Genomic DNA, 17,558 nt, shown 5'->3' on the forward strand with positions numbered 1-17,558 from the left:
CTGGCGGCGCAGGCCCGCTTGGCGGCATGCTTGGCCCAACAATGGCGAACGCTGCCTCGCAAGAGATGCTGGAGGGAATGCGATGATCTTCACGGGCACCAATGCTGCTGGCGAAACGATCACCTACCGGGACGGCAAACGCTATCTCTGGATGCTCTCGTTCATTCCGCCGCTGATCCCGCTGTTGTCCTACTGGCTGTTCCTGCGGACACACAATCCGCTGGTGACGCTGATCCCCTTCGTCTTCATCTTCATCCTGATCCCGTTGCTCGACGTCGTGTTCGGCGAAGACACCCACAATCCGCCGGCGGAAGTGGTCGCCGCGATGGAGGCCGATCCCTATTACCTGCGGCTCGCGCGCATCACCGTGATATTTCCCTGGATCAACTACGTCGCGCTGATCGCCTTCTTCGGCACCCAGGATCTGCCGTGGTGGTCCTATGTCGCCTTGCTGCTCGGCGTCGGCACCATCAATGGCGGCGCGCTCCTGATCGGGCACGAGCTCGGCCACAAGCCTGACAGGCTCAACATCCTGTTCGGCATGCTCGCCAACTGCGCGGTCGGCTACGCGCATTTCCGCGTCGAGCACAATCGCGGCCATCACACCTGGGTCGCAACGCCCGAAGACCCCGCCAGCGCGCGCTTCGGTGAATCGATCTATGCGTTCGCAACGCGCGAGCTGCCGGGTGCGTTCAAGCGCGGCTGGCGCAACGAGGCCGAACGGCTGACCCGGCGCGGCGAGCCGGTCTGGTCGGTCAACAACGAGATCCTGCAGGGCTTTGCGCTGACGCTCGTGGTCGCGGCCGTCCTGATCGCGCTGTTCGGCTGGAAGGTCGCGCCGTTCATCGTCGCGCACCATTTCCTCGGCTGGTACGCGCTGACCCAGGCCAACTATGTCGAGCATTACGGGCTGCTGCGCGAGAAGCTGCCGAGCGGCCGCTACCAGGCGGTCGAGCCGCGCCACTCATGGAACACCAACCACATCGTCTCGAACCTGATGACGTTCCACCTGCAACGTCACTCCGACCACCACGCCAACCCGATGCGCCCCTACCAGTCGCTGCGCGATTTCGACGACATCCCGCGGCTGCCGAACGGCTACACCGGCATGTTCGGGCTGGCGGCAATCCCGCCGCTCTGGTTCCGCGTGATGAACCCGAAGACCCTGGCCTGGGCCGGCGGCGACAAGAGCAAGCTGAACCTCCGCGATCGGCCCGCGAGCTCGTGATCGCGGCGATCCGCCCGGCTCCCGGTCCTACATCTGGGCCGAGCGCCGCTTCATGGCGCCGATGCCGAGGAATGAGCCATTCACCGACGGATACTGGCTGGTGAATTCGAACGTATCGAAGCTTGGCGTTTCGAACTGCTTCAGCGCCTTCCAGAGCAGCGTGGTATCCGGACAGGCTTGGGAATGGATGTCATGATGCACGATGATGCGGGCGTGGGAACGCACCAGCAGATGATCCTCTAGCGCACCGCGCAGGCTGTGATCGCCGTCGATAAAGACGAAGTCGGGCTTCAGCCGGTCGACATGCGCACCGACCAGCGGCGAGGTCGAAAAATCCTGGATGTAGATCGGTTCGATAGCGACCTGCTGCTGCAGCAGATCGAAATAGGTCGAGATAAAGGGCGTCGGCGCGATCGGATCGAGTGCAATCACGGTCTTGAGGTCGGCGCCGCTGTTCCTGAGCCACTCCGTCACCAGGATGAACATGCCGCCCCAGCGGCAGCCGATCTCCATGTATGAGGAGATGCCGGACGCATTGCGCGCAAGCCAGGCGAGATATGCCGCAAGCTGGTTCGGATATTGCCAGAGGTGGAGGCCCTTGCCGAAGTTCGGCGCCAGCTCCGGCGGCTGCTCATGAAGCAGTTCGTCATTGAGCCCCAGCGCAGGGATGAATTCGCGTTCGAGGAAGTCCACGTCGGTACGCTGAGCCGGATTCAACCCGGCGATCGCATTGATCGCGTCACCGACGGTGACGGCGAGATCGGCGAAACGCTGGTATCGGTCGGCTTGATATCGGTCGGCTTGGGCTAGCTGGGCGTTGAGCATCGGCGCAATCAGATCGGTGGGCTGACGAGGACACAAAGAGGCCGCAGGTCGTCGCGCCCCCGATGATTGAACGGATGGGACGTCCGTCTCGGGCGCGAAATCTTGCATTCGGTCGCGAATGGTCCGCCTTCCCCACCGCATGCGTAAGCCGCTTCGGCATGGCGCGCCCGGCGTGCAGCCGGCATTCCCTTCAGCCGCTCGGAATCTTCCGCCGCACCGCCTCCACGCCGGCATCGGTCACGTTGTATCGGCGCCCCATCTCCGGGACGATCCAGCCCTTCTCGATCATTCCGGCAATGGTGCTTGGGCCGACGCCCGCGGGAAACGGACGGCGGTTGCGGATCGCGTCGATCGCGACCCGCTCGAGATGGGTGGCGACATGCGAGGGGCGCGCGCGAAACGCCTTTGCCATGATCAGGACCGACAGGACCTCGGCGCGCCGGCGCACGGCCGAAGCGCTGCGGGTCAGTTCGTTGCTGATCTCGAGAGCGTTCTTGCCGGCCCTGGCGAGTTCTCTGAGCTTCTCGTCCTCGTCAGGGCTCCAGCGCCGCACGATCCCCATCTGCCCCTCACCGCCTGGATACCCATCTCAAACCGATGCATACGCAGGTGGCGCTGATTTGCCATGTGACTTTCGGCACCTCTTGATGCGACGTCGGGGCTGTCGCCATCAGGACGGCCGATCGCGGTGTCGCACGATGCAGCACAAAAAGCATGATCCGATTGAATCGGATCATGCTCTCAATCCCCTTGCTTGGTGGCGTTTTGGTTACGCGAACCGGTATTCACTTCGCGCTGGAACGCTTCAGTGCTTGCTGGGTTCAAGCGCGATGAGCACGCCGGTCGGCTCGGGCTCGTGCGGCCGAAGCGAGGTCAGCTCCGGATCGCTCCACTCGGCGAGACTGACGACTTCGCCGGTCTGCCCCGGCATGTCGGAGGTCTGGGCCGGTTCAAGCACCTTGAGCCCGCTGGTGTCGACGAAGAACGTGTGCTCACCGAACACGCTGTTCAGTTGCGCCACGGCCGGGTGATCGTCCGGAAGCACCTGGGCATTCAGTTGCGTCATGGTCTGCTTGACTTGCGTGGAATTGAGTTTCATCCGCTGCTCCTTCTCGTTGGTTCCGGCCGCGATGGCTTCCTTGACAGGTTTCCTTGACAAGTTTTCCTTGGCTGGTTCCTCCCCGCCCGCACCCCACATCGGGGGCTTCAAGGTCTCGAACCGATCAGGCACCGAAACGTTCCGCACGCGCGACGCATTGACCGCCTGCGCAGCGGTTCCCCGCGTATCAGATGTTAAGTGCGACCCTGAAGTCACGCCCATCGCTACGAGACGGGAGGCTTCTTCCTTGCGAGTCCCTCCAGATGCACGCAGCGTGCGGCGGATTTGCGCGCGCGTTCCCTGGTGCGGCAGGCCCGGCAGCGCACCGCCGCGGTAAATACATCGCCCTTGGCGGTCTCGTACCACCATTTCTGCTGCAACGGCGTCCAGACCTCGGCAACGCCGCAGTCCTTGCAGATGAAGGGCTCCGGTCGATAGGTTCCGCGCAGCACGAAGTCGGGGGTCGAATAGCTGTTCGAGGGCGCAAGCCGCGTCGTATCGACGGCAACCTCGTCGCGCGCCAGCGCAATCTTGTAGTCGCGAAGCCGTTGCCGTTCAGCGGCGCGTCGGGTCTGCATGCGGAGCCATTCCTCGGCCTTGCGCCGCCTGGCTTCGATCTCTCCGTTCGTCTGCTTGCTGCGTTTCACGGCGGCACATCCGTCTGGGTCGAATGCGTTCGGCGCATCGACGAAGCAAATACCGGGCAGCACGACCTCGTCGATGATGACGTCATTGATGCGCTGCCGTTCTGCCGCCGGCTTGTCATAATTGCCGCAACATTGCGCGACGACAAGGTCGCGTGTGGGGAACACGTAGAGGCGCTGACGGCCGTCCGAGGCGGATGACTTCGGGATGCCCCTCAGGCCGCGCCTATGCCGGCCCCTGCTCCGCCGGCCGCATGCGGATCAGCGCGTCGAGCACGAGGACAAGAACCGGGCGCTGCTCGTCGTTGACCAGCTCCGTCTTGAAGATCACGACAGCGTCGCGCCGCTCCGGCCTGATGGTGATCTTCTGGATCTGGGATTGGCCGGTGAGCGTGGCGCCGGGCCGAACCGGGCTCGGCAGGCGGATCTCGAAGCTCCGCCCGACGATCCCCGCCACCTTGGTCCAGATCGCCTCCACGACGAGCCGCTGATAGATCGCAATGGTGTTGAAACCGCTTGCGATCAGTCCGCCGAACGGGCCTGCCGCGGCCGCGACGGGATCGGCATGGATTGGCACCGGATCATATTTGCCGGCGAACTCCAGGATCTCGGCCTCGCCGATCGTGTAGCTGCCAAGCTTGAACGTCTGGCCCTCGGTGAGATCTTCCGCATACAGCATCGCGCGCCTCCATCTGTCGCGCGACGATAGACGAATGGTGCGGGCTTTCCATTACCCCGGACGTCATGAACTTCGCGCGCGATACGCGAGCGACACCCGCCGCTCGCATATCGCCACGGGCATCCCGCGCTATTGCAGCCGGGCCGCCCTCGCCTTTGCGGCCTTCAGCGTGTTCTCCATCAGGCAGGCGATCGTCATCGGGCCGACGCCGCGCGGCACCGGCGTGATCGCGCCGGCGACCTGCACCGCCTCGTCGAACGAGACGTCGCCGCACACCGCATAGCCGCCGTCCGGCCTCTCGACGCGCGTGGTGCCGACGTCGATGACGATGGCCTGGGGCTTGATCCAGTCGCCGCGCACGAGGCCGGCCTTGCCCACCGCACTCACCAGGATGTCGGCCTCGCGGCAGATCCTGCTGATGCCGCGGGTGTGGATATGGGTCTGCGTCACGGTCGCGTGCTCCTGCAGCAGCAACGCGGCCATCGGCTTGCCGACGATGTTGGAGCTGCCGATCACCACGGCATGGGCGCCGGTGAGGTCTGATCGGACCGACTTGATCAGCCGGAGACAGCCGAGCGGCGTGCACGGCACCAGCGCGTCATCGCCGTGAAACAGCCGGCCGGCGTTCAGGGCGTGCAGGCCGTCGACATCCTTGGCGGGATCGACCGCCGCCATCACGCGCAAGGCGTCGATATGCGCCGGCAACGGCAGCTGCACCAGGATGCCGTCGATATCGTCGCGCGCATTGAGCGCCTCTACTCCGGCAAGCAGATCGGACTCGCTGGCATCATCCGGCAGGCGTGCGACCTCGCCGCGCAGGCCGAGCCGCTCGGCCATCCTGACCTTGCTCTGCACATAGATCTGGCTCGCCGGGTCGCAGCCGACCAGCACGACCGCAAGCCCCGGCGCGCGGGGCAGCCGGTCGAGTTCGCCAGCAATCTTGTCGATGACAATTTGGGCATGTGCATGCCCATCGAGAATGTTCGCCGTCATGGCACCTCCGTTTCGAAGCGGTGCCCAGGCGCGCGGCGTTCAGTCTCTGCGCTCCCCGATGGTGGTCCATCCAAGCGCCAGTCGCGCAGATGGCGTGGTCATAGCCGCCCCGCCGGGCAAAGGCAATTCACGCTCTCCCGCGGGTCGAACGGCGACGAATTGCCCTCACTTTTGCCGGTGGATCGGTGCCGGGCGGGTCACCTCTGGGGGTAGGATTCGGGCAAGACTTGCGTTAAGTCTCGGCGCTTGCCGGGCTTTTCCGATCGCCGGCGCCATCCTTCCGGTCATCACGCCATTTCGGACATTTTCGACATGAGACATATCATCCTCGCGCTGGCGCTCTTCTGCCCGGCTGCCGCGCTTGCCCAAGGCACCACGCCGGCCCCCGCCGACGCAGACAAGCCGGCGGCGGCGACCTCGCAGCCGATGGTCGGCGACAAGCCGCTGGTCCAGGTCGGCAAGAAGTCGGCCGCCAAGAAGGGCGAGAAGCCTGCCGCGCCCGGCAAGCCTCAATCGGTCGCTCAGAAGCTTCAGGCCTGTCAGGACATCGACGACGCCACCAAGGAGCGGCTGATCTGCTACGACGAGATTTTCAAGCCGCAGCCGAAGCCGAAGGCTGCCCCGGCCAAGGGCGTCAACGATTGCCGCTTCGTGAAGGAAGAGGACGAGCGGCTGACCTGCTACAACGGCTTCGCGGACAAGATTCCGCGCCTGCCGCGCTAAAGGTAGCGAGCGCCGCTCGGACGCCGTCCCGGATCAGGCCACCCGCCTGATCGCGGACATGAAAAAGCCGCCGCAAGTGTTTGCGGCGGCGGATTGATTGCCGGCTGCGGCAGCCCTTTCTTACCAGGTGCCGAAGCCGCCGAAGAAGCCCATGCGCTGCTGCTGCTGCTGCGCGACGCGGTAGGGCTGATACATGCCGGGCTGTGCCAGCCGCATCGGCTGCTGGGGATGGGCATGGTAGCGCGCGACCTTGCGCTTCTTCGGCGCCTGAGGCTGGGCCTGCGCCGGTTGTTCAGCCGATTTTGCCTCAGCCGCGACCTTCTGCGCATCAGCCTTCTCCGGCGGAATGAACTGGGCGAACGTATTGCGGACGCGGGCTTGCGCCGACGCATCGCCCGTAGCCGACGGGATAGCCGCGGCGACCGCGTTGACCTGCGCCGGAACAATGGTCGGCAAATTGGTGTCGTACACCACCCGCTCGGGCAATTTCTGGGTCGACTTGATGCGCACCATGGTCTTGTCGACGCCCGGCGACGACAGTCCCTGGTTCTGGCCGGCGACCACGGCCTCCTGCGGCACGATGGCATTGACGACGAAGAGCAGCGCGAGCAGCACTCCACCAACGAACAGGAAATAACGCGCCACAGGCATTTTGGTAGCTCCCCCCGCGCAGCAGGGCGCGGTTCATCTCGGCGCGACGACATCAGTCATCGCGCGGGCGATTTCATCGTCTGCGCATGATCACCCGGACGCTGTCCGCGCTCCCGGGTCGTTCGCTAACGGCTGGTTTATTAGTTAGTTCCTGTCCGGCCGTTACGGTTCACCCGACAAGTCAATTCGCGGTCACTTTTTCGAGATGCCGGGAATTAGAGGCGGCTCGCCGTCACGACCGAACATTTCGCCTTGTTTGCGTTCACGTTGACGAACCCGACCAACATTTGCGAGTAAGTCTTGCGGCTCTTCATGGCGATGGTGTCGGAGATCAGCCGCTTGCGCTCGGTCAGCGGCCGACCGTCCCGGCGGATGAAGGCGCAGGCGATCTCGATATCCTTGACGGCGAAATCATTGGCATTGCGCAGCGTCAGGGTGACCAGCGCCTTCGAACCCAGCCCGCCGCGCCGCCACGATTGCGAGGCGATCCGCAGCTTATCCAGCGGCGACCTTTCAGCGCCGGGCCCGGACGGCTTGGCCTCCTCTGCCCCCTGTGGAGCAATGGCCACACCGACGGTGGTCGGCTCGTCCGCCGGTGCGGCAAGCGCATCCCTCGCGGTCTGATTTGTGATTTGGGCTGGTTGCTCGCCGGTCGGGGCATTCTGCGCGGTGCGGATCATGGAGGACACCGGCCAGACATCCTGGTCCCCGGCGTCGCTCGGCTCGGGAAGCATGAACCATGCGGCGATCCCGGCGAGCGCAATCAGCGGCAGCAGCAGGCTGGCGTAGAAGCCCCCTTCACCGAGACGTCCGGCGGCCAACCTCCGAAACGACGCCAAGCCGATCCGCATCGTCGTGCCCTCACCCTGGCAGCCTGATCGGGCCGCCCCCACACAGAGAGGAAGCCGCACCGCGCGGCTTCCGGGACGGCCGCAGGTCGAGCGGCCACGCAAAAACAATCGCTGACGGCCGCAATGGTTTCATTCCGGGACGACAATCTTGGGCAGGCATAACGAGGGATGGTATCCCAGCGAACCGCTCGCTAGATTTGCGCCGCCCGAGAGCGAGTGCCGCGCACCGAACAGCGGCACGACAACAACAAGGAGATCGCAATGCCTGTCGTCACCTGGGACCACGTCCACCTGCGCAGTCCCGATCCCGAGGCCACCGCGACCTGGCTGCGCGACATTCTCGGCGGCGAGATCATCCGCGGCCCCGGCCGCATCGACGTCCACCTCGGCGGCGCCAGGGTGTTCATTGCGGAGGTGACCCAGGGCGACGGCGTCAACGCCGCGCCGGTGACGCCCTATCAGGGGCTCGACCATTTCGGGCTCACGGTGAAGGACATCGACGCGGTCGCGGCCGAGATCAAGGCCAAGGGCGTCGAATTCACCAAGGAGCCGACCACGATCCGTCCCGGCGTGCGGATCTGCTTCATCCGTGGCCCGCAGGGCATCTCGATCGAACTGCTCGAGCGCGATCAGAAATACGTCTGAGCCACGCGTGCGGCGCTAAGTCATGCTGCCGGGCATGAAGCAGCGGATCGTCACGCCCATGTAGCTGGGAATCGGCCAGACCATGGCGCGACCGACCCGGTTGGGCTCGGTGACCACGGCCTCGTCGGGGACATCGATCCACGCCCCGTCGAGGCGCACACGATAGTGCCCGTCCTTGGATTCCCAGTCGACATCGCTGACCGCTGTGCCGTCGGCATCCGAACAGCACGGCCCTTTGCCGCTGCGCAGGCCGTCGAACCACTCCTTCAGCGGCGAATTGGCGTAGCGGCCGTCGGGATCGCGCGCCTGCGCGATTCGCATGGCCGCGACCAACACCAGCGTTATCAGCACGAGGGATGCGATCATGCTGCCCGCATAACGGGCCGAAGTTCCATTGAGCCTGCGAGGGCGTGCCCAATGGCCGCCGGATTCAATCCAGTCAGACATGTGTTTGCTCCAGCACTCACCGGCCAGTGCAACCAGAGCTATGCATTTCGCGGGCCACTTTGATTCGCGCGTACGGTCCGCTGTCATTGCGCCGTCACACTGCCTGGCAGGAACCGAGGGTCACCCGAACGCGGGACACCCGGGAATCAACCTGCCGCATTGCACGAGGTTGCTCGCTTTGGCATAAAAAACCAACTGGCTTGCCGTGGGCGCGGCGGCCAGCAATCGGGACGTCATGAAGAACGGACTTTACTCAATTCACGTCACCCTGCTGGACGGTCGCGTCGGCAAGGGCAGCGGCGTCATTCTCTTCCGCAACGGCCAGATACTGGGCGGCGACGCCTATCTTTACTACACCGGCAGCTACACGGTGAAGGGCGATGCCTTCAAGGGCGAAATCCTTGTGCAACGCCACACGACGCCGCGCGACACCGACAACCCGCTGTTCGGCGGGCCCGCGCCCGTCGGCATCGGCGTCTCCGGCACCTTCACCGACACCCGCGGCACCATGAGCGGGACCGCACTGGTCGGCAAGGCGAGCCTGATCTTTGGCGCCACGCTGCACAAGCTCGCGGATATCAATTAGCAGTTTGAGACTCGCTGCTAGATCCGTCACCCCCGCGCAAAGGCTTCGCCTTTGTCGCTGGAGGCGCGAGCACAGCGAGCCTCGAAGGATCGACGGCCACGAGCCGGGCCGTGCATCCTTCGAGACGCGGCTTCGCCGCTCCTCAGGATGACGGATCGAAAGCAAACGCGTGGTTGGCCACTACGCTTCGCGCTATTCCGCGGCCTGCTCCAGCGGCGCGACGCGCGGGAGGATCATCTGGATGCGTGTGCCGTTGCCCGGTGCGGAATCCAGCGAGAGCCGGCCGCCGAGCCGCGTGGTGACGATGCTGTAGACGATGTGCAGGCCGAGCCCGGTGCCGCCCTGATCGCGCCGCGTCGTGAAGAACGGATCGAAGGCACGGCGGCGCACGTCGAGGCTCATGCCGCAGCCATTGTCGGCGAAGATCACCTCGACATTGTCGCCGCCGGCGGCATGGACCTGGATCTCGACCTCGCCGGCCTTGCCGTCCGGGAACGCATGCGCGACCGCGTTGAGAAACAGATTGGTCAGCACCTGGCCATACGGTCCCGGATAGGAATTCATGATCAGGTTCGGCTCGCAATCGACATTGAGCGTCAGATTGTGCTTGCGCAGGCCGGGCCTCAGACTCATCACCACCTGCTCGGTGAGATCGCCGAGGTCGAAGGTGCGCTGGTCCGAATAGTTGCGGTCGGCGGCGACCTGCTTGAACGACTGGATCAGCTCCGCGGCGCGGTTGAGATTGGCGACGAGTTGCGAGGAGGCATCGCGCGCCGTGTTCAGGAAATCGTTGAGGCTGGAGCGGCGCAGGTCGCCGCGCTCGACCTGGGTGGCGAAATTCGCGGTCTTGCGCTCCAGCGCGGACGCCACCGTCAGGCTGATCCCGACGGGATTGTTGACCTCATGGGCGACGCCGGCCACTAGGCGGCCGAGCGCGGCGAGCTTTTCGGCCTCGATCAGCGAATTCTGGGTTTCCCGCAGATTGCGCAACGCGGCCTCCGCGGAATCCCTCGCCTTGCGCATCTCCTGCTCGGAGCGCTTGCGCTCGCCGATGTCGAGCGCGACCGTGACGATGTTCTCGATCTCGCCTTGCGCATCGAGGATCGGCAGCTTGTTGACCAGCCATTGCCGCATGTTGCCGGCGACGTCCTTGTACTCCTCTTCATAGAAGCCGAGCTCGCGGCGCGCCGACAGGACGCGCTTGTCGTTCTCATCGGTCTTCGCCGCGCCATAGCGCGACATCAGCTCGCCGGTGGTCTGGCCGATCGCGTCCTGCGGCTCGATGCCGAAGATTCCCGCCATGTAGCGGTTCATCAGCACGTAGCGCAGGTCGCGGTCCTTGACGTTGATGACGGCGGGCACGGTGTCGATGACCATCTGCAACAGCCGACGGCCTTCGGCGATCGCGTCTTCGGCGCGCTTCTGGTCGGTGATGTCGCGCACCGTGCCCTCGTAGCGGATCACTTCGCCCTCGTCGTTGCGGACGACGGTCGCCGAATCGGACAGCCACAGCACGGTGCCGTCGCTCGCGCGCACCTGGTACTCGTAGTCGCGCACCGTGCCGTCGCGCTGCATCAGCTGCTGGTACTGCTCGCGCGCCGCCGGATCCACATAGACGGTAGTGGCGATGTCGTCGATGCCCTTGATCAGGTCCTGCGGCGTGGCATAGCCCATCATCCGCGCCAGCGCCGGATTGGCGTTGAGCAGCGCGCCGCCCGGCGTCGTGACGTAGATGCCCTCGACCGACGCTTCGAACAGCTTGTGGTAGCTCTCCTCGGCGAGCCGCTGCTCGGCGAGCGCGCGCAGCGCAGCCTCGCGCGCGCTGTCGGCGTCGACCAGGGTCTGGCGGAACACTTCGGCGGCGCGTGCGATGTCGCCGATCTCGTTGTCGAGGTCGGCGCCGGGAATGAACGCGCTCTTCTCGCCGCCGGCGACCTTGCGGATCGAGCCCGCGATCCTGGCGAGCGGGCGGACGGTGCGGCGAACCACCAACACCGACGCGAACAGGCCGATCAGCACACCCGCCGTGCCGAGCACGATGCTCTGCCATTTTGCTTCGGCCAGCGTCCGGGCAAAATCGCGCGACAGCACGTGGCCGCGGCGAGAGCTGAGCTCGCGGAGCAGCTCGGTGACCTTCTGGATCAACCGGCCTTCGGCGCCGAGCACCTCCTTGTCGATGTCGGCGATCTGGCCCTCGCGCACCGAGACCGCGATGATCGCCTCGGCATAATTATCGACGGCGCCGCGCAGCGCGGGATCGGAGATGGTCATCGCCCGCATGCTCTGCGCGGCCTGCTCGGCAGCGGACGTGTTGTGCGCCAGCAATGCGGTGGCAATCCGGCTCTGGGATTGCGACAGCGCATTGGCCAGCGCCGCATCGTTGCTCGCGGCGACCGCCTTGTCGAAGGCGTCGCGCAGCGGCGGCAGCCCGGCGACCAGCTCGGCCCGGCGGCTGAGCAGCGCCGAGATGCGCTCGATGCCGTTGCGATAGGTCGCCAGCCGTTGGGTGACGCCGTCGATCATGTCCTGCTGCTCGGGCGCCAGCTTGATGCGGGTCTTTTTCAGGATCTCGCTCAGCGACTGGGCCGCCTCCGCGACCTGGACCGACTGGCTGCCCGGCTCGGTGACGAAATCGCGCGCCGCGAGCCGCAGCTCGTTCATGCGGCGGTCGATATCCTCGGCGATGTCGCCGACACTCTGCAGCCGCTGCAACTCGGCGAAGGTGGTATCGATGTGGCGGATCGCGATCACGCTGGCGGTGGATGTGATGATGATCACAGCCAGGACCAGCAGGAAGCTGCCGAACGTGAGCTGGCCAATGGAGAGGGAGAACGCACGCGGCGCTTGCGAATTCGGCGGCAATTCAGCGGTCATGTCATCAAGGCCGGGGTCCAATGCGCCCTAATATACGGGAAATTACGGGCTTTGGGGAAACATGCTGCACGGCCCAACCCGCGGGCGGTGTGACCGGCGTCACCCCGGGCGGGTGCCGGTGGCCGATTCCGGCACAGGGCGGCGGGGCTCAGTCCGGCGGGATGCCGGCCTCCTTGACCACCCTGGCCCAGAGCGCAACGTCCGCCTTGATGATATCGGCGAACTGCCTCAGCGGCGCGCTACGGGCGTCGCAACCGGCGACATCCAGCTTCTTGCGCACCTCGGTGGAAGCCAGCGCGGTTTCGAGCGCCCCGCTGATGCGTTCGACCACCGGCTGCGGCGTGCCGGCCGGCACCACGAAGCCGAACCACGGCGTCACCTGCGCCTCGGCAAAGCCCTGCTCGGCCATGGTCGGCACGTCGGGGAAATACTTCGAGCGGCCGTCGCTGATCGCCCCGATGATCCGGATGCTGCCGGACTGCACCTGGGCCAGCGCCTGGTTGGCCGACAGGAAGCTCGAGGTGATCAGGCCGCTCGCGATATCGGGCACCATCTGCGGATAGCCGCGATAGCCGATCGCGGTGACGTCGATGCCGGCGAGCCGCTTGAACAGCTCGAAGCCGAGATGGCCGGTCGAGCCCTTGCCGGGATGGCTGTAGTTCAGCGTCCCCGGCTTGGCCTTGGCCAGCGCGACATAGTCGGCGACGGTCTTCACTGGCAGCGAGGTCGGCACGATGAAGAAGTTCGGGGCGAGACAGATCTGCCCGACCGGCACGAAATCCTTCACGGGATCCCAGCGCAGCTGCGTGTTCAGCCCCGGGCTTGCGGTAAAGAAGGTCGTCACCAACAGCCATGTGTAACCATCGGGAGCGGCGCGGGCGACCTCCTCGGCCGCGATCGAGCCATTGGCGCCGGATTTGGCCTCGACGACGATCGTCCCCTTCCATTGCTCCTGCATGTCCTGCGCCATGATGCGCGCGAACACGTCGGCGACGCTGCCCGGCGCGTAGGGAATGACGATGCGGATCGGCCGGCTCGGGAAGTCCTGCGCGCGCACCGTGCCGGCCATCGCCAGCAACGCCATGCACGCACCGGCAATGAGGCTGATCCGCCGCAACATCGTCCCGTTTCCCGCCCTGTGGTCTCGTTGCGGGCAGCATGCAGGCATTGGCCGGCGGCAGCAAGGCGCCGGTTTCAGCGGGCGAAACTTCAGGCGGGGCGATCTTGCGCCCAGGAATCGTCATCGCGGCGATGACGTCAGGCCGTGGCGATCCTTCGTGCAGGAATCGTCATCGCGGCGACGCCGATCACGACGCAGGCGAGGCCGATCCACGCCGTCGGGCTCAGCCGTTCGCCCAGCACCATGACGCTGAGCGCCACCCCGATCGGCACCCGCAAGTAAGCTTGCGCGGTGGTGCCGACCGAGCCGAGGGTCTGGATCAGGCGGAAGTAGATCACGAACGCGATCGCGGTCGAGAACACGGCAAGCGCCAGCAATGCGGTGAGCGATGTCGTCGACGGCGAAAGCGTCCAGGGCCGCTCGACGACAAGGCTGAGCGGAACGAGGATCGCGGCGCCCGCGAGCAGCGAACCCGCCGCCGGCGCCATCGGATCGAGCTCCTTGAAGCCGCGGCTGAAGATCGCGGCACAGGCGTAGCAGATGGTGGCGGCGACGATCGCGACCTCGGCCACGATCCCCTGCCCGAGATCGCGGAACGCATCGACGCCGACGATCAGGCAGATGCCGGCCATGCCTGATATCACCCCGAACAGCTTGCGCGGGCTCGCCCCCTCATGGCGGGTGATCGCGGCGGTGAACAGGAAGGTGAAGATCGGCGAGGCCGAATTGAGGATGGTGGCGAGCCCGGCATCGACGAAGCGCTCGCCCCAGGCGATCAGCGTCCACGGGATCACGCTGTTGAGGCAGGCCTGAAAGATGAAGCGGCGCCAGGTCGCGCGATCGGCCGGCATCGATACGCCGCGCATCCGCATGATGACGAGCAGCAGCAGCCCCGCGATCGTGGTGCGCGCCGCGATCAGCGTGATCGGCGGGATGGTCGCGACACCAAGCTTGATGAAGGTATAGGAGCCGCCCCACAGGGTGGCGAGCGCGAGCAGCAAGGCGAGCTCGAAGGCCATGCTCGGCTGTCGTGGGGCGGTGGTCATTGGCGGGATCCCGTCTCGATGGTTGAGACGGAAGCTACATCGCTGCGAGGTGATGATATTTCGATATAAGCCGAAATGTGGAGAAGCGACTCTCCTTCCCCGTCGTCCCGGCGAAGGCCGGGAGGTGGATTCACATTCGAAGTGCAACACTTGAGCAAAGGACTCGGCAGGCGTGCGGTAGTCAAGGCATTTGCGCGGGGTGTTGTTGTAGGCGGCGATGAACTGGCGGAATCTGGCGGTCGAGAGGGTTACGAGATCCGTCTTGCGGGGAATAAAGCGGCGCATCCTACCGATGGCGTTCTCGATGCCACCCTTCTGCCAGGGGGCATGGGGATCGCAGAAGAAGGTCGCGATCGAGAGGCGGTGCAGCGCCAGGTGACCGGCGAACTCGGTGCCGTTGTCGAAGGTAACGCTCTGGCGCAGCTCTTGTGGAAGGGGCGCGAAGAAGCCCACGAGATGGCGGGCGACACCGCGCGCGACCTTGCTGGCAAGGCGGATGCCGAGCAGCAGCCGCGAGGTGCGCTCGTGCACGGTCAGCACGGCCTGACCGTATTTCGAGAACATCATCAGGTCGGCCTCCCAGTGCCCGGGCACGCTGCGGTCGGCCGCTTCGAGCGGCCGATTTGCCAGGGAAACACGGCCTTCGATGAAGCTTGCGGGGCTGCCGCCCCGCTTGCCGCGGCAGCCGCGCTTGCTCTTGGCGCGCGGCAGATAGCGCCGCCAGTTGAAGTCCGTGGTGCGCCTGAGTTGGCGATAGATGAAGCGGTAGATGGTCTCGTGGGAGATCACCTTGCGCCCGTACTCGCGGGCCAGCCGGCCAGCGACCTGCTCGGGCGACCAGCCGCGGCGAAGGCGTTGCAACACCGCGCGGCGCAGGCCGGGCTCCCGTTCGAGGCGTCCGCCCGTCCAGCGCCGCGCTCGCATCTGGTGCTGGGCATAGCTCGGCTTGTAGCCGACCTGGCTCCCCCGATTGCGCCTCAGTTCCCGAGAGATCGTTGATGGCGAGCGATCCAGAGCTGCCGCGATTTGCCGGACCGAGCTGCCATTGGCCGATAGGCAGGCAATCTCGCATCGGTCGTCCAGAGAGAGCTGCTTGTAAGTCCGCCCCATGGCAACACCTCCTCAAGGAAGTGTTGCACTTCGTTTGTGAACTCAGGGGACCCATTACCACAGGGTTGTGTTGTTGGAAAAAGCTGCAGCCTCGGCGTCGCGCAGCAATGCAGTTCGGTGGTTATGGGTCCCGGCCTTCGCCGGGACGACATAGCGCTGCCTGTGAGTCACGCACTCGACGTCTCTCAGGACGACGGACCTACCCCAGCGCCCCGACGTCGAACACCTCGCCATCGTACCCCGCTTCCTTGGGGATGCGGAGCTGGCGGCCGCTGGCGGTCTTGGTCATCACGGGCATCACGGCGACGATCGGCTTGCCCTCGCTGTCGGCGAGCGCGGCGCCGACGTTCGGCTGCTTGCCGAGCCTGATCAAATTGCGCGTGGTCGGGAACGGCAGCTTGAAGCGGCCGGTCTCGCCGCCCTCCAGCGCCTCGCGCGTCGACACCCAGATCGAGTCGGTCGATTCCTTGCCGTCATGGGCGCCGAGCTGCTCGGGCGGTGCGGCGGCCAGGAAGAACCAGGTGTCGAAGCGCTTCGGCATGCCCTCCGGCGTGATCCAGTGCGCATACGGCACGAGCTCATCGAGCGCGAGCACCATGCCGTTGTCGGTCAGCACCTTGAGGAAGCTGATCTTGCCTTCGTTCAGCGCCGTGCGATGCGCGGTCGCGATCTCGTTCGCGCGCTTCGCATCGACCAGGTCTTTCGAGCCTACCGGCCGCGCCAGCAGGATGCCGCTCTCCTCGAAGGTCTCGCGGATCGCCGCGATGCGGAAGCCGAGCGCGTCGCCGTCGAGCCCTTCGCCGCCGGAATAGAGCGCGGGATCGGCGGCGATCTCCTTGTCGTTCTTGTCGACGCTGCCGCCCGGAAACACCAGCGCACCCGAGTTGAACTCGATCTGGTGATGGCGGACCATCATGAAGACTTCGATTTCGCCCGATGAGCTGCCGTCACGCAGCAGCAGCACGGTCGACGCAAGGCGCGGGGCAACGATCTCGGTCATGATTAGCCTGCTGCACTGGATTGCGGTTGCAGATTGGCGCGACGGTCGACGCGCGCCACACGGGACAAGAGATAGTCGACCTCCGCCCTTGCCTGCGGCGTGATGACGGCTCCGGGCTTGCGCTGCGCGCTGGAGGAGATGATGCCGCGCTTCTGCAGCACGTATTTGCGCACGGTGAGACCGACGCCGGGCTGCTGCTCGTAGCGGATCAGCGGCAGATGCGCGTCGAACAGATCATGCGCGGCATCACGCTTGCCGGCCTTGGACAGGTTGACGACATCGATCAGCAGCTCGGGGAAGGCATAGCCGGTCATTGCACCATCGGCGCCGCGCTCCATCTCGAAATCGAGGAAAAGGCCGCCATTGCCGACCAGGATCGACAGCGGCCGCAGCGAGCCGTCCTTCTGGAAGTTGCGCAAGGTCGAAATCTTCTCCAGGCCCGGCCAGTCCTCGTGCTTGAGCATCACGCAGGACGGCGAATCCATCACGATCTTGCGGATCACGGCCGGCGTGAACACGACGGTCAGCGTCAGCGGATAGTCCTGCAGCACCCAGGGAATATCGTCGCCGATCGCTTCCTGCGCCTGCTTGAAATAGCCGATGATCTGGTCGTCGGTACGCAGATGCGGCGGCGGCGCGATCATGACGCCGGCGGCGCCCGCATCCATCGACTTCTTCGCCAGCGAGCGCATCGTGGCAAAGCCCGGCGCCGAGACACCGACGATGACCTGGAGCCTCTTGGCGCGCTTGACGAAGCGCAGCGCGACCTGCTCGGCCTCCGCGGCGTCGAGCTTCGGCGCCTCGCCCAGGATGCCGAGCACGGTGACGCCGTCGCAGCCGACATCGGCATAGAAATCGGTCAGCCGGTCGATCGATGCCTCGTCGATGCGGCCGTCGTCGTGGAACGGGGTCGGCGCGATCGCAAAGGTTCCTGCGGCCTGGGCGGTGAGTTTGGTCATGGGTACCTCGTCTGTTTCGCCCTCTATACAGCGTCATTTCCCGATGCGCCATTGCGCATCGGGAAGCCGTCCCCGCAG

18 protein-coding genes, 1 pseudogene and 1 riboswitch are annotated in these 17,558 nt (G+C 65.5%); of the genes and pseudogenes, 4 read left to right on the forward strand and 15 right to left on the reverse strand.

Annotated elements, in window-relative coordinates; translation table 11 throughout:
• The first annotated feature begins 82 nt into the window (after positions 1-82).
• Complete coding sequence (locus ACVI1L_RS37710) at positions 83-1,228, forward strand: alkane 1-monooxygenase (protein WP_456785153.1); 1,146 nt, start codon at positions 83-85, stop codon at positions 1,226-1,228.
• Positions 1,229-1,255: 27 nt separating this feature from the next.
• Here the strand turns inward: ACVI1L_RS37710 and ACVI1L_RS37715 are convergent, their stop codons facing one another.
• The 6 genes from ACVI1L_RS37715 to ACVI1L_RS37740 form a co-directional block, all read right to left on the reverse strand.
• A complete protein-coding gene (locus ACVI1L_RS37715) occupies positions 1,256-2,053 on the reverse strand; it encodes a hypothetical protein (protein WP_456785154.1) in 798 nt (265 codons plus the stop codon).
• Between the two features lie 190 nt (positions 2,054-2,243).
• Positions 2,244-2,615, reverse strand: a complete 372-nt coding sequence (locus ACVI1L_RS37720; RefSeq protein ID WP_016846479.1) for an SANT/Myb-like DNA-binding domain-containing protein — start codon at positions 2,613-2,615, stop codon at positions 2,244-2,246.
• A gap of 243 nt (positions 2,616-2,858) precedes the next feature.
• Entirely contained in the window at positions 2,859-3,152 is a 294-nt protein-coding gene (locus ACVI1L_RS37725; protein WP_016846480.1) for a hypothetical protein, read from the reverse strand.
• Between the two features lie 224 nt (positions 3,153-3,376).
• The gene (locus tag ACVI1L_RS37730; RefSeq protein WP_200844627.1) at positions 3,377-3,964 is read right to left on the reverse strand and encodes a zinc-ribbon domain containing protein; all 588 of its coding nucleotides are present in this window, start codon (positions 3,962-3,964) and stop codon (positions 3,377-3,379) included.
• A 58-nt stretch (positions 3,965-4,022) separates the two neighbouring features.
• A complete protein-coding gene (locus ACVI1L_RS37735) occupies positions 4,023-4,475 on the reverse strand; it encodes a MaoC/PaaZ C-terminal domain-containing protein (protein WP_076831284.1) in 453 nt (150 codons plus the stop codon).
• 129 nt (positions 4,476-4,604) lie between these two features.
• Complete coding sequence (locus ACVI1L_RS37740) at positions 4,605-5,468, reverse strand: bifunctional 5,10-methylenetetrahydrofolate dehydrogenase/5,10-methenyltetrahydrofolate cyclohydrolase (protein WP_057015829.1); 864 nt, start codon at positions 5,466-5,468, stop codon at positions 4,605-4,607.
• Positions 5,469-5,483: 15 nt separating this feature from the next.
• A riboswitch (ZMP/ZTP riboswitch) is annotated at positions 5,484-5,563 on the reverse strand.
• Positions 5,564-5,780: 217 nt separating this feature from the next.
• On the opposite strand from ACVI1L_RS37740, the gene ACVI1L_RS37745 reads away from it, so the two are divergent.
• Positions 5,781-6,191 (forward strand): hypothetical protein, encoded by a 411-nt coding sequence (locus ACVI1L_RS37745; protein WP_028339251.1) that lies wholly within the window; start codon positions 5,781-5,783, stop codon positions 6,189-6,191.
• A 120-nt stretch (positions 6,192-6,311) separates the two neighbouring features.
• On the opposite strand, the gene ACVI1L_RS37750 is transcribed toward ACVI1L_RS37745, so the two are convergent.
• Together ACVI1L_RS37750 and ACVI1L_RS37755 are read right to left on the reverse strand one after the other, a co-directional pair.
• Entirely contained in the window at positions 6,312-6,842 is a 531-nt protein-coding gene (locus tag ACVI1L_RS37750) for a hypothetical protein (RefSeq protein ID WP_253639654.1), read from the reverse strand.
• A 215-nt stretch (positions 6,843-7,057) separates the two neighbouring features.
• Positions 7,058-7,693: a hypothetical protein gene (locus ACVI1L_RS37755; protein ID WP_233475693.1), complete on the reverse strand. Its 636-nt coding sequence runs from the start codon at positions 7,691-7,693 to the stop codon at positions 7,058-7,060.
• A 261-nt stretch (positions 7,694-7,954) separates the two neighbouring features.
• Here ACVI1L_RS37755 and ACVI1L_RS37760 point away from each other — a divergent pair, with 261 nt between their 5' ends.
• A complete protein-coding gene (locus ACVI1L_RS37760; RefSeq protein ID WP_456785155.1) occupies positions 7,955-8,338 on the forward strand; it encodes a VOC family protein in 384 nt (127 codons plus the stop codon).
• A 15-nt stretch (positions 8,339-8,353) separates the two neighbouring features.
• Here ACVI1L_RS37760 and ACVI1L_RS37765 read toward each other — a convergent pair whose 3' ends face one another.
• Positions 8,354-8,704 (reverse strand): hypothetical protein, encoded by a 351-nt coding sequence (locus ACVI1L_RS37765; protein WP_141340965.1) that lies wholly within the window; start codon positions 8,702-8,704, stop codon positions 8,354-8,356.
• A 316-nt stretch (positions 8,705-9,020) separates the two neighbouring features.
• On the opposite strand from ACVI1L_RS37765, the gene ACVI1L_RS37770 reads away from it, so the two are divergent.
• On the forward strand, positions 9,021-9,371 hold the full coding sequence (locus ACVI1L_RS37770) for a GrlR family regulatory protein (RefSeq protein WP_456785156.1): 351 nt from the start codon (positions 9,021-9,023) through the stop codon (positions 9,369-9,371).
• 192 nt (positions 9,372-9,563) lie between these two features.
• Here the strand turns inward: ACVI1L_RS37770 and ACVI1L_RS37775 are convergent, their stop codons facing one another.
• From ACVI1L_RS37775 to ACVI1L_RS37800, 6 genes and pseudogenes are all read right to left on the reverse strand, one after another.
• Positions 9,564-12,245, reverse strand: a complete 2,682-nt coding sequence (locus ACVI1L_RS37775) for a PAS domain S-box protein (protein ID WP_076831293.1) — start codon at positions 12,243-12,245, stop codon at positions 9,564-9,566.
• 148 nt (positions 12,246-12,393) lie between these two features.
• On the reverse strand, positions 12,394-13,365 hold the full coding sequence (locus ACVI1L_RS37780) for a Bug family tripartite tricarboxylate transporter substrate binding protein (RefSeq protein ID WP_456785157.1): 972 nt from the start codon (positions 13,363-13,365) through the stop codon (positions 12,394-12,396).
• Between the two features lie 137 nt (positions 13,366-13,502).
• The gene (locus ACVI1L_RS37785) at positions 13,503-14,411 is read right to left on the reverse strand and encodes a DMT family transporter (protein WP_229158986.1); all 909 of its coding nucleotides are present in this window, start codon (positions 14,409-14,411) and stop codon (positions 13,503-13,505) included.
• A gap of 201 nt (positions 14,412-14,612) precedes the next feature.
• Positions 14,613-15,521 (reverse strand): annotated as a pseudogene (locus tag ACVI1L_RS37790) (IS30 family transposase); the annotation flags it as partial.
• Between the two features lie 199 nt (positions 15,522-15,720).
• Complete coding sequence (locus ACVI1L_RS37795) at positions 15,721-16,521, reverse strand: NUDIX hydrolase (protein WP_456785158.1); 801 nt, start codon at positions 16,519-16,521, stop codon at positions 15,721-15,723.
• Positions 16,522-16,523: 2 nt separating this feature from the next.
• Entirely contained in the window at positions 16,524-17,480 is a 957-nt protein-coding gene (locus ACVI1L_RS37800; RefSeq protein WP_456785159.1) for a dihydrodipicolinate synthase family protein, read from the reverse strand.
• Positions 17,481-17,558 lie beyond the last annotated feature (78 nt).

Source organism: Bradyrhizobium sp. USDA 4516, assembly GCF_054055915.1.

Coding starts and splice junctions, on each gene's coding strand:
- ACVI1L_RS37780 (WP_456785157.1), bottom strand. CDS start 13,365: ATGTTGCGGCGGATCAGCCTCATTGCCGGTGCGTGCATGGCGTTGCTG.
- ACVI1L_RS37765 (WP_141340965.1), bottom strand. CDS start 8,704: ATGATCGCATCCCTCGTGCTGATAACGCTGGTGTTGGTCGCGGCCATG.
- ACVI1L_RS37715 (WP_456785154.1), bottom strand. CDS start 2,053: ATGCTCAACGCCCAGCTAGCCCAAGCCGACCGATATCAAGCCGACCGA.
- ACVI1L_RS37760 (WP_456785155.1), top strand. CDS start 7,955: ATGCCTGTCGTCACCTGGGACCACGTCCACCTGCGCAGTCCCGATCCC.
- ACVI1L_RS37800 (WP_456785159.1), bottom strand. CDS start 17,480: ATGACCAAACTCACCGCCCAGGCCGCAGGAACCTTTGCGATCGCGCCG.
- ACVI1L_RS37755 (WP_233475693.1), bottom strand. CDS start 7,693: ATGCGGATCGGCTTGGCGTCGTTTCGGAGGTTGGCCGCCGGACGTCTC.
- ACVI1L_RS37785 (WP_229158986.1), bottom strand. CDS start 14,411: ATGACCACCGCCCCACGACAGCCGAGCATGGCCTTCGAGCTCGCCTTG.
- ACVI1L_RS37750 (WP_253639654.1), bottom strand. CDS start 6,842: ATGCCTGTGGCGCGTTATTTCCTGTTCGTTGGTGGAGTGCTGCTCGCG.
- ACVI1L_RS37720 (WP_016846479.1), bottom strand. CDS start 2,615: ATGGGGATCGTGCGGCGCTGGAGCCCTGACGAGGACGAGAAGCTCAGA.
- ACVI1L_RS37740 (WP_057015829.1), bottom strand. CDS start 5,468: ATGACGGCGAACATTCTCGATGGGCATGCACATGCCCAAATTGTCATC.
- ACVI1L_RS37735 (WP_076831284.1), bottom strand. CDS start 4,475: ATGCTGTATGCGGAAGATCTCACCGAGGGCCAGACGTTCAAGCTTGGC.
- ACVI1L_RS37725 (WP_016846480.1), bottom strand. CDS start 3,152: ATGAAACTCAATTCCACGCAAGTCAAGCAGACCATGACGCAACTGAAT.
- ACVI1L_RS37710 (WP_456785153.1), top strand. CDS start 83: ATGATCTTCACGGGCACCAATGCTGCTGGCGAAACGATCACCTACCGG.
- ACVI1L_RS37745 (WP_028339251.1), top strand. CDS start 5,781: ATGAGACATATCATCCTCGCGCTGGCGCTCTTCTGCCCGGCTGCCGCG.
- ACVI1L_RS37775 (WP_076831293.1), bottom strand. CDS start 12,245: ATGACCGCTGAATTGCCGCCGAATTCGCAAGCGCCGCGTGCGTTCTCC.
- ACVI1L_RS37795 (WP_456785158.1), bottom strand. CDS start 16,521: ATGACCGAGATCGTTGCCCCGCGCCTTGCGTCGACCGTGCTGCTGCTG.
- ACVI1L_RS37770 (WP_456785156.1), top strand. CDS start 9,021: ATGAAGAACGGACTTTACTCAATTCACGTCACCCTGCTGGACGGTCGC.